We start from the raw sequence: 14737 nt of genomic DNA on the forward strand, positions 1-14737 counted from the left end.
CCATGACCAGCGCAACGCCCCCTGTCCTCGCCCTGCCGGAGGCCAGCGACGCGTTGAGCTCCCGGCTGGCCGAGGGGCTGGAGCGGGTCGAGGCGCTGATCGTCGAGCGCACTCGCAACGAGGACGACTTCATCACCGAGGCCAACCTCCACCTGGCGCGGGCCGGGGGCAAGCGCTTCCGGCCAGTGCTGACGATGCTCGTCGCCGAGCTCGGCGAGGGCATCGACGACCGGGTCGTCGCCGCGGCGGCCGGGGTCGAGCTGACCCACCTGGCCAGCCTCTACCACGACGACGTCATGGACGAGGCCGACCTGCGCCGGGGCGCCCCCAGCGCCAACGCCCGCTACGACAACTCGACGGCGATCCTCGTCGGCGACCTGCTCTTCGGCACCGCGTCCGACATCATCGCCGACCTCGGGGCCGATGCGGTCAAGATCCAGGCGCAGACCTTCATCCGGCTGTGCTCCGGGCAGATCCGCGACGACCGGCCCTGCCCCGAGGGTGCCGACCCGCGCGAGTACTACCGCGGGGTCCTCGCCGACAAGACCGGTGTCCTCGTCGCGACGGCCGCCCGTTACGGCGCCATGTACGGCGGCTGCAGTCCCGAGGTCGTCGAGCTCGTCACCGAGTACGGCGAGCAGCTGGGCATGGCCTTCCAGCTGGCCGACGACCTCATCGACATCGCCAGCGAGTCCGGCGAGACGGGCAAGACGCCGGGCACCGACCTGCGCGAGGGCAAGCGCACCCTGCCGGTGCTCAACGCCTTGGCCTCCACCGACCCCGCCGATGCCGAGCTGCAGGAGCTGCTGCGCTCCGAGCTCAAGGAGCCCGAGCGGCTCGAGCGGGCGCTGGAGCTGCTGCGGGTGCACCCGGGCATGGCCGCCGCCCGCGAGGAGACCCTCGAGGTGGGCCGTCGGGCGACCGCCTCCCTCGACGCGCTGCCCGACAGCGACGCCAAGACCGCGCTCATCGCGCTCATGGACGGCGTCATCCACCGCGTCGGCTGACGCGGCCGCTCCCTTCGCCGGGCCTCAGACCGGCTCGACGGGCTCCAGTGACTCGCACTCGTCGGCGGCGGGACGCCGCCGCCTGCGGGCGGAGGCCACCGAGTCGACGGTGAGGAAGGCCAGCGCCACCCAGACGATCGCGAAGCCGACCCAGCGGGCCGGCTCGAGGTGCTCGCCGAGCACGGTGACGCTCACGACGAGCTGGAGCACCGGCGTGATGAACTGGATCAGCCCGATCGTCACGAGGGGGATCCGGCGTGCGGCCTCGGCGAAGAGCAGCAGCGGGACGGCCGTGATCGCGCCCGCGGCGACGAGCAGGAGCGGGTGCCACGGGGCGTCGACCGTGAAGGTCGAGTCGCCCGCGGCAGTGAGCCACCACAGCAGACCGAGCGCCGCCGGCATGAGGAAGACGGTCTCGGCCGAGAGGGAGTGCAGGGCGGGGAGGCTGGCGCCCAGGCGCTTCTTGGTCAGCCCGTAGCCGCCGAAGGACAGGGCCAGGACGAGGGAGATCCAGGGCAGCCCGCCGCCCGCGAGGGTCAGGTAGAGCGCTGCGACGGCACCGACGCCGACGGCGATCCACTGGAGCACCCGCAGCCGCTCGCCCAGCACGAGCACGCCGAGGGCCACGGTGACGATGGGGTTGAGGAAGTAACCGAGCGCGGCCTCGCTCGTGCGCCCGGTCCCGACGGCGTAGACGTAGACGAACCAGTTGATCGCGATGAGGTAGGCGGCGATGCCCACGCCGAGCGCCAGCCGGCCGCGCAGCCGTCGGGCGAGCGCGACGAGCTCGTGGCGCAGCAGCAGCACGACGACGCACAGCACGAAGGTCCACACGATCCGGTGGGCGAGGATCTCCACGGCCCCGGAGGGGCGCAGCGCGTGGAAGTACAGCGGGAAGAGGCCCCAGATGCCGTAGGCGAGCCAGGCGGCGAGGACGCCGCGGCCATCGCGAGAGGGTGTCACCCGGCGAGGCTACTCCCGGGCGCGGGTGGCCTCGGCAGCCGTCAGTCGGGCAGCTCTGCGACGGCGACGAAGTTGGCCGTGCGGTGACCGTCCTCGCGGAAGCCCAGCCGGTCGTCACAGGTGATGAGCACGATCCGGCGGGTGTCGTCGTTGCGGCCCCAGACGGACGGGTCGCTCGTCAGCTCCTGCTTGTCGACGATGTCGGTGCTCGTCACCTCGAAGCGCACCTCGGTCCCGCTGGGGTAGCCCAGGACGACACCGTCGCCGACCTCGAGCTGCTCGAGCGCCGCGAAGCGGTCCGGCGCGCCGCCGGAGACGACGTGCCCGGCCAGGACGCTCGTGCCGGTTGCGCCGGGGCGCACCCGCTCGTAGCCGGTGAACCAGATGACCTGACCGGGGCGGGGGTTGACCACGCCACCGCGCAGGCCCTGGGCCTCGAGCGGGGTGCGCAGGCCGACGGCGGGGATGGCCAGGCTGATCGCCTCGGCGCCGCCGTCGACGTCGGCGAGCGCCGCGTCGCGGGCGTCGGCCGGCTGGGTCGGGTCGGGGCTCGCGGTGACGTCCACCGTCGGGTCGGCCGAGGTCGACGTGCTCGACGCGCTCGGTGTCGTGCCAGAGGTGGTCGACGGCGTCCTCGACGTGCTCGACCCTGACCCCGACGACTCCTCGTCGGAGCAGGCGGCCACGGCGAGCGCGAGCAGGGTGCCGGCGGCGAGGGCGCTGCGGCGGGGGAGGGTCATGGGCTCACCTTGTCACGGGACGGCGGTGGGCCGCCCGCGAGGATCGCGGACGGCCCACCGGGAAGGGATGACCGGGCTCAGTTCTTGCCCTTGCCCTTGCCGTGGCCCCCCTTCGCCTCCGGCCAGATCATGATGACCGAGGGGCGCGGCTGGGTGTTGCCGCGGTAGGGGAAGGTGCTCGTCGGGGCGGCGGTGGTGGCGCCGTCCGACTCGCCCGGGTGCTGCACGGCCGCGAAGATGACCCGATCGTCCCACTCGATGAGCGGGCCGCAGCACTCGCCGTACGCCGGCACCGAGAGGAACTGCTGCAGGTGGCCCTTGTGCTTGCCCTCGAGCGGCATGAGGTACATGCCGTCGCAGTGGCCGAGCGCGTTGCCGTCGGTGGCGACCCAGAGGTTGCCATCGCCGTCGAAGGCGACGTTGTCGGGGCAGGAGATCGGGCTGACCTGCGACGTGTCGTAGCCGTTGAAGTAGGTCTGCGGGTCGTTCGGGTCGCCGCAGACGAGCACGAGCTTCCACGTGAAGGTCGTGCGGGTGTGGTCGCCACGGTCCTCGGTGATCTCGAGGACCTGGCCGTGCTTGTTGTTGGCCCGGGGGTTGGCCTCGTCGACCTGCGCGGGGGTGCGGGCGGAGTTGTTGGTCAGGGCGGCGTAGACGCGGCCGTTGACCGGGTTGACCTCGACGTCCTCGGGGCGGTCCATCTTCGTCGGGCCGACCTTGTCGGCGGCGACCCGCACGAAGGTGAGCACCTCCTCGACGCTCATGCCGTCGACCTTGGACTCGCCGTCGACGACGAGCGGCAGCCACTGGCCGGTGCCGTCGTGCTCGCCGTCGGCGGAGCCGTCGCCGACGAACTTCGCGACGTAGAGGTCGCCCTCGTGCAGGAGCGTGAGGTTGTGGGCGCGGTCGTTTGTGCGGTACTTCGCCTTCGACACGAACTTGTACATGTAGTCGAAGCGCTCGTCGTCACCCATGTAGGCGACGACCCGGCCGTCCCGCGCGATGACGACGTTGGCGCCCTCGTGCTTCATCCGCCCGAGGGCGGTGAGCTTGCGGGGGGTGCTCGTCGGGTCGCTCGGGTCGACCTCGATGATCCAGCCGTGGCGGTGCGCCTCGTTGGGCTCCTTGGTCAGGTCGAAGCGCTGGTCGAGGCGGTCCCAGTTGTGCTGGCTCTTGCTGCCACCGGCGAGGCCGTAGCGCTTGGCGGCCTGCCCGACCAGGTCGTCGGTCGGGGCGGCCGGCTGGGTGAAGTAGCCGTTGAAGTTCTCCTCGCCGGACAGGATCGTGCCCCACGGGGTGGTGCCGCCGGCGCAGTTGCCGAAGGTGCCGAGCGGGGTCGTGCCGGCCGGGTCGGCGGAGGTCTTGACGAGGTCGTGGCCGCGGACCGGACCGACGAGCTCGAAGGGGGTCTCGGCCGTGATCCGCCGGTTGAGCGGGGCGCCCTTGGTGTAGACCCACTTGCTGTGGGGGTTCTTGCGCGACATCTCCACGACGGTCATGCCGTGGGCGTTCATCGTGATCTGGACCTGGTCGTCGGTCATCGCGGCCGCGGTCGTGTAGTCGTGGAACATCAGGTTGTTGTTGGTGTACTCGTTGTTGACGACGAGCACGGCGTTGTTCTGACCCCGGGTGCGCACGACACCGACGTAGTCGCAGTTGTAGCCCATCTGGCCGGCCTGCGCGGCGGCGCTCTGGCGGTCGAAGTCGAAGGCGGGGGCACCGGCAAGGACCGGGTCGCCCCAGGCGATGATCGGGGCCCACTGGAAGCCCTCGGGGACGACGACCTCGTCGGTGCCGGCGGGCACGGGGTCGATGGGCGTGAAGCCGAAGGGGGCCTTCTTGCCCGGGCCGGCAGCCGCGGCGGGCGTGGCCGCGCCCGTGGCGACCGTCGTCAGGCCGGCGAGGGCCGCGGCGGCGCCGCCGGCCTTGAGCACCGAGCGACGGGACGCGGCCACCACGTCACCGAAGTACTCGTTGTCCGAGGTGTTGGGGACCGGCTTGCTGCACGCGTCGTTGCACTTCCAGATGCACGTGGCCGCGGAGCGGCCGCCGTCACGGTGGCCGGCGGCCAGGGGCAGCAGGGTGCGGTCGTTGCGAGGGGGCGTCATCGTTTCCTCCGAGGTCCCGCCGCGGGGCGGGGTGACATGACAAGGACCCCAGCAACCTAGGGAGGCCCGGGTCACGTCGGGCGGCCGCGACGTGACCGGCAGGTGACGCGCAGTCGAACGGTCGCTCCCGTGGGTAATGTGGGTCAGGTGACCAACTTTGCGACCTGGGACCGTGCGACGAAGGGGAGGTCCGCCCCCTTCGCCGTGGTCGACCTCGATGCCCACGACGCCAATGCCGCCGACCTCGTGCGACGGGCCGGTGGCCGCCCGATCCGGGTCGCGAGCAAGTCGATCCGGGTGCGCCACCTGCTCGAGCGGGCCCTGGCGACGCCCGGCTTCGACGGGGTCATGGCCTACTCCCTGCCCGAGGCGCTGTGGCTCGCCGGCCACGGTGTCGACGACCTCTTCGTCGCCTACCCGACGACCGATCGTGAGGCGCTGCAGGCGCTCGCCGCCGACGAGCGGGCCCTGGAGCAGGTGAGCATCGCCGTCGACTCGCGCGAGCAGGTCGACGCGCTGCGCCGGTGGCTGCCGCACGGGGCGCCGGTGCGGGTGGTCGTCGACGTCGACGCCTCCCTGCGGGTCGGGCCGGCGCACCTCGGGGTGCGGCGCAGCCCCCTTCGCTCCCCGCGGGCGGCCGCCGCCGTGGCGCGCGCCGCGCAGGGGGCGGGCCTGCGGGTCGTCGGTCTGATGTTCTACGACGCCCAGATCGCCGGGCTGCCCGACAGCTCCGCGGCGGTGCGTCTCGTCAAGCGGCGCAGCGATGCCTCGCTGCGTCGCCGGCGCGGTGCCGTCCGGGCGGCGGTCGAGGCGGTCGCCGGGCCGCTGACGATCGTCAACGGCGGCGGCACCGGCTCGCTCGAGGTGACCGGCGCGGACCCCGCGCTCACCGAGCTCGCCGCCGGGTCCGGCCTCGTCGGGCCGACGCTCTTCGACGGCTACGACGCCTTCACGCCGCAGCCCGCGGTCGGCTTCGCGCTGCCCGTCGTCCGCCGGCCGGCGCGCGACGTCGTCACCTGCTTCTCCGGGGGCTACATCGCGTCCGGGCCCGCGGGTGACTCCCGGGCGCCGACGCCGGTGCACCCCGCCGGGCTCTCGCTCGTCGGGACCGAGGGTGCCGGTGAGGTGCAGACCCCCTTGCGCGGCAAGGCCGCTCGCGACCTGGCGATCGGTGACCGGGTGTGGTGGCGGCATGCCAAGGCGGGCGAGCTCGCCGAGCGCTTCGACGACTACGTCGTCATCAGCGGGGGAGAGGTCGTCGACGTCGTGCCGACCTACCGCGGCGAAGGGCGGTGCTTCGGATGAGATCCCGTCGTCGCCACACGTGGTCCAACTGGGCCGGCAACGTCACGGACAGCGCCGAGACGCTGGCCCCGCGCACCCCCGAGGAGGTGGCCGAGGCGGTCCGCTCCGCGGCGGGCGAAGGGCGGCGCATCCGCCCCGTCGGCAGCGGGCACTCCTTCACGGCCGTCGCTCAGGCCGACGACCTGCGCCTGGACCTGCACCACCTGTCGGGCATCGTCTCGGCCGACCGGTACACCGGGCGGGTCCGGGTGCTGGCTGGGACCCCCCTTCGCGTCCTCAACCAGGCCCTCGACTGGCTCGGCCTGGCCATGCCCAACCTCGGTGACATCGACGCCCAGACGCTCGCCGGTGCGACGTCGACCGGCACCCACGGGACCGGCGCCGGGCTGCCCGGCCTGGCCGCAGGCGTCGTCGGGCTGCGGCTCGTCACGCCCGACGGGCAGGAGCGGTGGGTCGACGAGAGCGATCCGGAGCTCTTCGGGGCGGCGCGGGTCGGCCTCGGCGCGCTCGGCGTCGTCACCGAGATCGAGCTCGCCTGCCTGCCGGCCTACCGACTGCGCGCCGTGGAGTCGCCCGACGAGCTCGACGGGGTGCTGCCGCGCATCCAGGAGCTCTTCGACGCCCACCGGCACTTCGAGATGTACTGGTTCCCCGGCACGCGACGGGTGCAGACCAAGGCCAACGACCTCGTGCCCGATGAGGTCGACGAGCCGCTGGCCGAGTGGCGTCGCCGGCTCGACGACGAGCTGCTGTCCAACACTGTCTTCGGCGCGGTCAACCGCGTGCTGGCCCACGTGCCGCGGGCGGTGCTGCCCTTCAACGCCGTGGCCGCCCGGGCGCTGTCGCAGCGTTCCTACACCGCGGTCTCGCACGAGGTCTTCGTGACGCCGCGGACCGTGCGCTTCGTCGAGTCGGAGTACGCCGTGCCGCGCGCGGCGGTCGCCGACGTGCTCACCGACCTGCACGCGTGGGTGGAGCGACGACGCGAGCCGATCAGCTTCCCCGTCGAGGTGCGCGTCGCCGCGCCCGACGACATCTGGCTCTCGACCGGCCACGAGCGGGCCAATGCCTATGTCGCGGTGCACCAGCACGTGCGGGGCGCCGACCCGACGGCCTACTTCGCGGCCTTCGAGGAGATCGTCGCGGCGCACGCCGGCCGCCCGCACTGGGGCAAGCTGCACACCCTCGACGCCGAGCGGCTGTCGGCCCTGTACCCGCGGCACGGTGACTTCGTCGCCCTGCGCGACCGGCTGGACCCCGGCCGGGTCCTGGCCAACGACTACCTGGACCGGGTCCTCGGCCCCTGACCTGCAGTGCCGTAGGGCAATGCGGTCACTCGACGGTCCAGGTGTCCTTGCCGTGGAGCAGGTCCTGCAGGTCGTCGTCGGTGGCCGGGCCGCCGGCGAGGTCGACCGCGGACTCGACCTGCGCGCGGGTCTGGTCGTCGTAGGTCGGGCGGTCGACGGCGCGGAAGATGCCCATCGGCACGTGCGTCATCGACTCGGAGTCGAGCCGGCTGATCGAGAAGGCCTGGCTCGGGTCGGAGAGGGTGACGTCGTGGACGACGACGTGGTCGGCCAGTCCCTGCTCGGAGACCTCGGCCTCCGGCACGAAGCGGACGGACCCCCCTTCGCCTCGGACGAGCAGCTCGCGCTCGCCCTCATCGCCGATGGCGACCGGCTCGCCGTCGCGCAGGTGCACCAGACGTGCCTTCTGCTGCTCGACGTCCTTGATCAGCTCGAAGGCGCCGTCGTTGAAGATCGGGCAGTTCTGGTAGATCTCGACGATCGACGTGCCGCGGTGTGCCGCAGCCGCCTTGAGCACCTCGGTGAGGTGCTTGCGGTCGGAGTCCATGGTCCGCGCGACGAAGGTGCCCTCGGCACCGAGCGCCAGCGAGACGGGGTTGAAGGGGGCGTCGACCGAGCCCATGGGGGAGGACTTGGTCACCAGGCCCGGCTGCGAGGTCGGGCTGTACTGGCCCTTGGTCAGGCCGTAGATGCGGTTGTTGAAGAGCAGGATCGTCATGTTGACGTTGCGCCGCATCGCGTGGATGAGGTGGTTGCCGCCGATGGACAGGGCGTCGCCGTCACCGGTGACGACCCACACCGACAGGTCCGGGCGGCTCGTCGCCAGCCCGGTCGCGATCGCCGGGGCGCGCCCGTGGATCGAGTGCATCCCGTAGGTGTCGAGGTAGTAGGGGAAGCGCGAGGAGCAGCCGATGCCGGAGACGAAGGTGATGTTCTCGCGCCGCAGGCCGAGCTCGGGCAGGAAGCCCTGGACGGCCGCGAGGATCGCGTAGTCACCGCAGCCGGGGCACCAGCGCACCTCCTGGTCGGAGGCGAAGTCCTTGCGGGTCTGCTTCTCGCCCTCGGGGAGGGCCGGGACGCCGGCCGTGCCGGACGCCACCGTGGGGATGCCGAGATCGATGCTCATGCCGTGACCTCCTGGAGGGCAGCGTCGATGACCTCGGCCAGGTCGGCGACCTTGAAGGGCAGACCGCGGACCGAGGTGTGGGACCGGACGTCGACGAGGTACTTCGCGCGCAGCAGCATCGCCAGCTGCCCGAGGTTCATCTCGGGCACGATGACGCGCTCGTAGCGCGCGAGGACCTCACCGGTGTTGGCCGGGAAGGGGTTGAGGTGGCGCAGGTGCGCGTGGGCGACGCTCTTGCCGGCGGACCGCAGCCGGCGGACCGCGGCGAGGTTGGGGCCGTAGGTCGAGCCCCAGCCGAGGACGAGGACCCGGGCGTCGCCGCTCGGGTCGTCGACCTCGAGGTCACCGATGGCGTCGGCGATCTTGTCCACCTTGGCCTGGCGGGTGCGGACCATGAGGTCGTGGTTGTCGGGGTCGTAGGAGATGTTGCCGGTGACGGCGTCCTTCTCGATCCCGCCGATGCGGTGCTCGAGGCCGGGGGTGCCGGGCACCGCCCACGGCCGGGCGAGGGTCTCCTCGTCGCGGACGTAGGGGTGGAAGGTCGGGTTGCCCTTGGCGTCCGTCGCGTTGGGCTCGGTGGCCAGCTCGACGGGGAAGGTCGGCAGGTCGGCGACCTGCGGGACCTGCCACGGCTCGGAGCCGTTGGCCAGGTAGCCGTCGGAGAGCAGGAAGACCGGCGTGCGGTAGACCGTCGCGATGCGCACGGCCTCGAGAGCCGCGTCGAAGCAGTCGGCCGAGGTCTGCGGCGCGATGATCGGCACCGGCGACTCGCCGTTGCGGCCGAACATCGCCTGCAGCAGGTCGGACTGCTCGGTCTTGGTCGGCAGACCGGTCGAGGGCCCGCCGCGCTGCACGTCGACGATGACGAGCGGCAGCTCGAGGCTCACCGCGAGGCCGATCGTCTCCGACTTCAGGGCGACGCCCGGGCCGGAGGTCGTCGTCACGCCGACCGCACCGCCGAAGGAGGCGCCGAGCGCGACGCCGATGCCGGCGATCTCGTCCTCGGCCTGCACCGTCGTCACGCCGTGGCGCTTGTAGCCGGAGAGGGCGTGCAGGATGTCGCTCGCCGGGGTGATCGGGTAGGAGCCGAGCACGAGCGGGCGGCCCGCGCGGTGGGCGCCGGCGACGAGGCCGAGCGAGAGCGCGGAGTTGCCGGTGATGTTGCGGTAGGTGCCGGGCGGGGTCGGTGCCGGCGCCACGGTGAAGGGGACGGCGAAGTCCTCGGTCGTCTCGCCGTAGTTCCACCCGGCGCGCAGCGCGGCGAGGTTGGCGGCGAGGATGTCGGGCTTGGCGCCGAACTTCGAGGTGAGGAAGTCCTCGGTGGCGGCGATCGGCCGCGAGTACATCCACGACAGCAGGCCGAGGGCGAACATGTTCTTCGCCCGCTCCTTCTCCTTGCGGGTCAGGGAGTCGAACTCGGCGAGGGCCTCGACGGTGATCGAGGTGAGCGGCAGGGCGTGCACGTGCCAGGACTCGAGCGTGTCGTCGTCGAGGGGGCTGGTCGCCCAGCCGACCTTCTTGAGGTTGCGGGTGCTGAACTCGTCGGTGTTGACGATGATCGTCGCGCCGCGCGGGACGTCGGCGAGGTTGGCCTTGAGGGCCGCGGGGTTCATCGCGACGAGGACGTCCGGGGCGTCACCGGGGGTGAGGATGTCCCAGCTGGCGAAGTGCAGCTGGAAGGAGCTCACGCCCGGGATCGTCCCCTGGGGGGCGCGGATCTCGGCAGGGAAGTTGGGCAGGGTCGACAGGTCGTTGCCCAGCGCCGCGCTGTCGGCCGTGAACCGGTCGCCGGTCAGCTGCATGCCGTCGCCGGAGTCGCCGGCGAAGCGGATGATGACGCGGTCCTTGGCCTGGGTCGTCGCAGTACTGCTCATGATGGGTGGTCGTGCCCCTCGCAGGTCGGTCATGTCGCGGGCGCTCCCCGGACGTCCTTCCATGGTAGGTCGGGGGGTTCCTCGCGAACCAATCGGTCACGTTATGAGATGGATAACGCGCTGTTATGTGACCAGGGCGGCCTGCCGCGGGTCGAGGCGCAGCCACAGCTCCTCGCCGGCGGCGAGCCCGGCCAGCCGCGGCAGGAGCAGCTCGACGACGGTCGAGGGCTGGTGGTGCATCGGCTTGGTCTCGGGGTGCGGGTGGTAGACCAGCCCGTCGACGTGCTCGTCACCACGAGTCAGGGTGCACTCGACGAAGGAGAAGGTCTCCGGCGGGTGCACGTCGGTCCAGTCGACGTCGACGAAGGTCCACCGCGGCTGCCGCAGGGTGAGCCGGTGCGGAGCGAGGTCGAGGTTGACCGTCGCCATGACGAAGGGGGCCAGGTCCAGCCCGCGGGCGCGGAAGTGCGGCGCCTGCAGCTCGATCGTCCCCGCGGCGAAGGGGGAGTCGCCCGCCCGGCCGGAGGCCACCCCGTGCCCGGCGACGACGACCCCCTTCGCCCGCCGGGTCACCGGGGTGCGTCGCTCACTTGACGAGCTGCGGCGTCAGCGGCGGGGTCCACCACTCGCCGTTGTTGGCCTTGACCGCACCCAGGACGTGGATGACGGTCGCCACGACGATGACGAGCGGGTAGAGCAGGAAGCCGACGAGCACGATCATCAGCACGCTCGACAGGAGCAGCGCGATCGCCGTGATGATCTGGACGTTGAGGCTGTTGGCCGCATGGGCCCGCACGAAGGGCCCGCGGTCCTTGTAGATCAGGTAGATGATCAGGGACCCGACGAAGCCGAGCGTGCCTGCGCTGAGCGGCAGCAGCACCGCCGGCACGAGGTGGGCGATCATCCCGAGGTTGCGCTCCTCGGTCGGCGACATCGGGGTGGGGGCGTAGCCGGGGGGCGGGGTCTGCGGGGGTAGGGTCTGCTGGGCCGGGGGCTCGTGCGGGGGTGGGGTCTGCGGGTGCTCGCTCATGTGTCCTCCTGTGGTCTCACCCCGACTCTGCCCGTTCGCGGCCCGTGAGCCAATGCGGCCCGCCGCCGAGACGGTGCGGGGGACATCCCCCCTTCGCCCGACGCCGGGTGCACGACGAAGGGGGTGCCCGGCACCTGGCCGGGCACCCCCGTCGGGGGCGTGCCTGCGGTCAGGCCGCGTCGACGCCCTCGGGCAGCACGGTCGGCGCCGGCTTGCCGGACTTGCCGCGGCTGGACTTGCCGTTGATGTCCTTGGTCGACTGCGCGAGGGTGATCGTCGCGTGGGCGATCGCGTCGCTCATGATGTCGAGGGCATCCATGTTGATGTTGGTGATGTCGTCGGCGGGGGTGTGGTAGTTCGGGTCGTAGATGACGCCGGCCTCACCACCGAACTTCTCGACCTCCTCGGGGGTCTTGACCCCGTCGGCGCCGGTGAAGAGGCCCGACGCGGGCACGCCCGCGGCGATGAAGGCCGAGTAGTCGCTGCGACCGGAGAACTCCGTGTCGACCCACGCCTGGTTGCCCTTGTCGAAGTAGTCGGTGAAGACCTTTTCGGTGGCGGCGGAGCCCGCGGGCACCTCGACCGGGGCCTCGTAGGTCGACTCGTCGGCGTCGTAGACCCCGATGATGTGGTTGGGCGAGGCGATCATGTCGAAGTTGAGGTAGGTCGCGATGTCGTCGAGCGCGGCCGGGTCGTTGGCCTGCAGGTCGGCGACGTAGTGGTCGGAGCCGATGAGACCGAGCTCCTCGGCGCCCCACCAGGCGAAGCGGACCTTGTTGTTGAGCTTGTTGACCTTGCCCAGCTGGACGGCCGTCTCGAGGATGCCGGCGCTGCCCGAGCCGTTGTCGTTGATGCCGGCGCCGTCGTGGACGCCGTCGAGGTGGGCGCCGAGCATGACGACGTTGTCGTCGCGGCCGGTGTCGGTCTCGGCGAGGACGTTGAAGGTCTCGCGCTCCTCCAGCGTCTTGTCGATGACGAGCTTCATCGTCACCGGGCCGGCGGACATCTTGTCGAGGATCGTCCGGCCCTCCTCCTGGGTCACGCCGGTGGCCGGGGCGCTGTCGGGGTTGACCCCGCCGAGCGTGCCGTTGAGGGCGCCGGGCGCGTTGTTGTAGACGATGACGGCGGCGGCGCCCGCGGCATCGGCGGCCGCGGCCTTGTCGCCGAAGGCGCACTCGCCGCGGCTGACGACGGCGATCTTGCCGGCGACGTCGACGCCCGCGTAGGCGTCGGCGGTGCAGCCGAGCGGGTTGCTCGGCGCGACGAGTTCGGCGGTCACGCCGCCCGCCGGGGTGGGTTGGCTGTAGGACATCGGCACGTGCTCGACCGAGCGCGCCTCGGGGGAGATCTCGTCGAGGCTCGCCGCGTGGGTCTCCTCGTAGATGAAGTCGAAGTACTGGCGTTCGGTCGTGTAGCCGGCGTCGCGCAGGGTCTTCTCGACGTACTGCGCGCTGGCCTCGTAGCCGGACGTGCCGGCACCGCGGTTGCCGTCGTTGGCGTCGGCGATCTCCTGGAAGGCCTCGAGGTGGTCGTGGACGTTGTCCACGGTGACCGCCCGGGTCATCTTCTTGCTGTTGTTGGGGTTGTCTGCCTGGGCCGGGCTGCTGGCGAGGGTGGTGAGTGCCAGCGCCGCGGTCGCGGCGGCCGCGGTAGCGGCAGCGGTACGTGAGCGCACGATGTTCCCTCCGGGCGCCGTCGCCCGCCGGTGTGGGAGTGAACCTAGGGGGCCCGCCGACGCTTCGGGGGCTTTGGGGTCCGCTCTCTCGACGGGCGGCGCGGATAGGGTGCGGGACGTGGATGGATACCTCGTCGTCGCCGGCACCCTCGTCGTGGGTGTGCTGCTCGTCGTCGCGGCCTACACCGCCCGGCGGCTGCTCGCCCCGGCCGCCCCCACCCGCGCCAAGCTGACGACCTACGAGTCCGGCGTCGACCCCGTCGGGCAGGACTGGGCGCAGACCCGGGTGCGCTACCTCGCCTACGCCTTCCTCTACGTGATCTTCGCCGTCGACGCGGTCTACCTCTTCCCCTGGGCACTCGTGCTGCGCACCGACCTCGGCCCGGTGAGCCTGCTCGAGGTGGCGATCTTCATCGGGGTCGTGCTCCTCGGCCTGGCCCACGCGCTGCGGCGCGGGCTGCTGCGGTGGACGTGAGGTGACCCGATGACCACCGACCTGCCGATGCCGCGCGTGGGCCCCGTGGGCGCCCACGCCCCCAAGCCGATGAAGGTCGTCCTCAACTGGGGCCGGCGCTACTCCCTGTGGGTCTTCAACTTCGGGCTGGCCTGCTGCGCCATCGAGTTCATCGCGGCGTCGATGGCCCGGCACGACTTCATCCGGCTCGGGGTCATCCCCTTCGCCCCCGGCCCGCGGCAGGCCGACCTCATGGTCGTCTCCGGCACGGTGACCGACAAGATGGCGCCGGCGATCCGGCGGCTGCACGACCAGATGCCCGAGCCCAAGTACGTCATCTCCTTCGGTGCCTGCTCCAACTCCGGCGGCCCCTACTGGGACTCCTACTCGGTGACCAAGGGCGTCGACCAGCTCGTCCCGGTCGACGTCTACGTCCCCGGCTGCCCGCCGCGACCCGAGGCCCTGCTCCACGGGATCCTCACCCTCCAGGACCGCATCGCCGCAGAGTCCTTGTCGACGCCCGGTCTGCGCGCCCGCTACGCCGGCCACCGGTCCGCCGGCGCCGGTGAGGTGCGTCGTGGCCTGCTGCGACGCCCGACGACGGGAGCGTGACGTGCCCCAGGAGGACCTCGCCGTGACGCCGCTGGAGTGGCTGCGGGCGGTGCGTGACGCCCGCGACCGCGGCTACACCTTCTTCGACTGGCTGAGCGCGGTCGACGAGACCGACCGCGAGGACCACCCCGGTCTCGACGTCGTCTGTCACCTCATCGACCCGCGACCGACGCCCGAGCGCGACCAGCGCACCACGCTGCTGCGCACCCGGGTGCCGCTGGGCGAGAGCGTGCACAGCATCACCGGCGTCTTCGCCGGTGCGGCGTGGCACGAGCGCGAGACGCACGAGATGTTCGGCCAGGACTTCGACGGCTTCGTCGACGGCACCGGGCTGGGGCTGCGACCGCTGCTGCTGCCCGACGGCTTCGAGGGGACGCCGCTGCGCAAGTCCTTCGTCCTGGCCTCCCGCGCCACCCGCCCCTGGCCCGGCGGCAAGGAGCCGGGCGAGGGCCGCTCGAGCAAGTCGCCGAGCCGGCGCCGGGTCACCGCGCCCGGCGTGCCCGGGCCCGAGTGGGGGCAGGGATGAGCACGCTGAC

The 14737-nt window shown here is 72.1% G+C and carries 14 protein-coding genes; 6 read left to right on the plus strand and 8 right to left on the minus strand.

Annotated features, from left to right (window positions below):
• Positions 1 to 2: 2 nt before the first annotated feature.
• A complete protein-coding gene (locus B9B60_RS03815; RefSeq protein ID WP_084449953.1) occupies positions 3 to 1007 on the plus strand; it encodes a polyprenyl synthetase family protein in 1005 nt (334 codons plus the stop codon).
• Positions 1008 to 1031: 24 nt separating this feature from the next.
• On the opposite strand, the gene rarD is transcribed toward B9B60_RS03815, so the two are convergent.
• From rarD to B9B60_RS03830, 3 genes are all read right to left on the minus strand, one after another.
• Positions 1032 to 1970 (minus strand): EamA family transporter RarD, encoded by a 939-nt coding sequence (rarD, locus tag B9B60_RS03820; protein ID WP_084449954.1) that lies wholly within the window; start codon positions 1968 to 1970, stop codon positions 1032 to 1034.
• Positions 1971 to 2011: 41 nt separating this feature from the next.
• The gene (locus B9B60_RS03825) at positions 2012 to 2710 is read right to left on the minus strand and encodes a class F sortase (protein WP_072623693.1); all 699 of its coding nucleotides are present in this window, start codon (positions 2708 to 2710) and stop codon (positions 2012 to 2014) included.
• Between the two features lie 77 nt (positions 2711 to 2787).
• Entirely contained in the window at positions 2788 to 4818 is a 2031-nt protein-coding gene (locus B9B60_RS03830) for a PhoX family protein (protein ID WP_200811148.1), read from the minus strand.
• Between the two features lie 147 nt (positions 4819 to 4965).
• Between B9B60_RS03830 and B9B60_RS03835 the strand changes: the two genes are divergently transcribed.
• Positions 4966 to 6123 carry an alanine racemase gene (locus tag B9B60_RS03835; protein ID WP_084449955.1) on the plus strand — a complete coding sequence of 386 codons (1158 nt, stop codon included), beginning with the start codon at positions 4966 to 4968 and terminating at the stop codon, positions 6121 to 6123.
• The gene (locus tag B9B60_RS03840) at positions 6120 to 7430 is read left to right on the plus strand and encodes a D-arabinono-1,4-lactone oxidase (protein WP_084449956.1); all 1311 of its coding nucleotides are present in this window, start codon (positions 6120 to 6122) and stop codon (positions 7428 to 7430) included. Before B9B60_RS03835 ends, B9B60_RS03840 begins: the two co-directional genes overlap by 4 nt.
• Positions 7431 to 7455: 25 nt before the next feature.
• On the opposite strand, the gene B9B60_RS03845 is transcribed toward B9B60_RS03840, so the two are convergent.
• The 5 genes from B9B60_RS03845 to B9B60_RS03865 all read right to left on the minus strand — a co-directional run bounded on the left by B9B60_RS03845 (position 7456) and on the right by B9B60_RS03865 (position 13135).
• Complete coding sequence (locus tag B9B60_RS03845; protein ID WP_084449957.1) at positions 7456 to 8556, minus strand: 2-oxoacid:ferredoxin oxidoreductase subunit beta; 1101 nt, start codon at positions 8554 to 8556, stop codon at positions 7456 to 7458.
• Positions 8553 to 10430, minus strand: coding sequence for a 2-oxoacid:acceptor oxidoreductase subunit alpha (locus B9B60_RS03850; RefSeq protein ID WP_084450137.1), 1878 nt, complete (start codon positions 10428 to 10430; stop codon positions 8553 to 8555). The genes B9B60_RS03845 and B9B60_RS03850 overlap by 4 nt, the downstream gene beginning before the upstream one ends.
• A 123-nt stretch (positions 10431 to 10553) precedes the next feature.
• Positions 10554 to 11003: a hypothetical protein gene (locus B9B60_RS03855; RefSeq protein WP_084449958.1), complete on the minus strand. Its 450-nt coding sequence runs from the start codon at positions 11001 to 11003 to the stop codon at positions 10554 to 10556.
• Positions 11004 to 11016: 13 nt separating this feature from the next.
• Complete coding sequence (locus B9B60_RS03860; protein WP_084449959.1) at positions 11017 to 11460, minus strand: DUF4870 domain-containing protein; 444 nt, start codon at positions 11458 to 11460, stop codon at positions 11017 to 11019.
• Positions 11461 to 11629: 169 nt separating this feature from the next.
• The gene (locus tag B9B60_RS03865; RefSeq protein ID WP_234993725.1) at positions 11630 to 13135 is read right to left on the minus strand and encodes a M20/M25/M40 family metallo-hydrolase; all 1506 of its coding nucleotides are present in this window, start codon (positions 13133 to 13135) and stop codon (positions 11630 to 11632) included.
• Between the two features lie 118 nt (positions 13136 to 13253).
• On the opposite strand from B9B60_RS03865, the gene B9B60_RS03870 reads away from it, so the two are divergent.
• Genes B9B60_RS03870 through B9B60_RS03880 form a run of 3 tightly spaced genes read left to right on the plus strand, consistent with a single transcriptional unit; the run spans position 13254 to position 14727 of the window.
• Entirely contained in the window at positions 13254 to 13610 is a 357-nt protein-coding gene (locus tag B9B60_RS03870) for an NADH-quinone oxidoreductase subunit A (RefSeq protein WP_084449960.1), read from the plus strand.
• A gap of 9 nt (positions 13611 to 13619) precedes the next feature.
• The gene (locus B9B60_RS03875) at positions 13620 to 14201 is read left to right on the plus strand and encodes an NADH-quinone oxidoreductase subunit B (RefSeq protein WP_084449961.1); all 582 of its coding nucleotides are present in this window, start codon (positions 13620 to 13622) and stop codon (positions 14199 to 14201) included.
• A gap of 1 nt (position 14202) precedes the next feature.
• Positions 14203 to 14727 (plus strand): NADH-quinone oxidoreductase subunit C, encoded by a 525-nt coding sequence (locus B9B60_RS03880; RefSeq protein WP_084449962.1) that lies wholly within the window; start codon positions 14203 to 14205, stop codon positions 14725 to 14727.
• The last annotated feature ends 10 nt before the right edge of the window (positions 14728 to 14737 follow it).

The organism is Janibacter indicus (assembly GCF_900176385.1).
Classification (GTDB): domain Bacteria; phylum Actinomycetota; class Actinomycetes; order Actinomycetales; family Dermatophilaceae; genus Janibacter; species Janibacter indicus.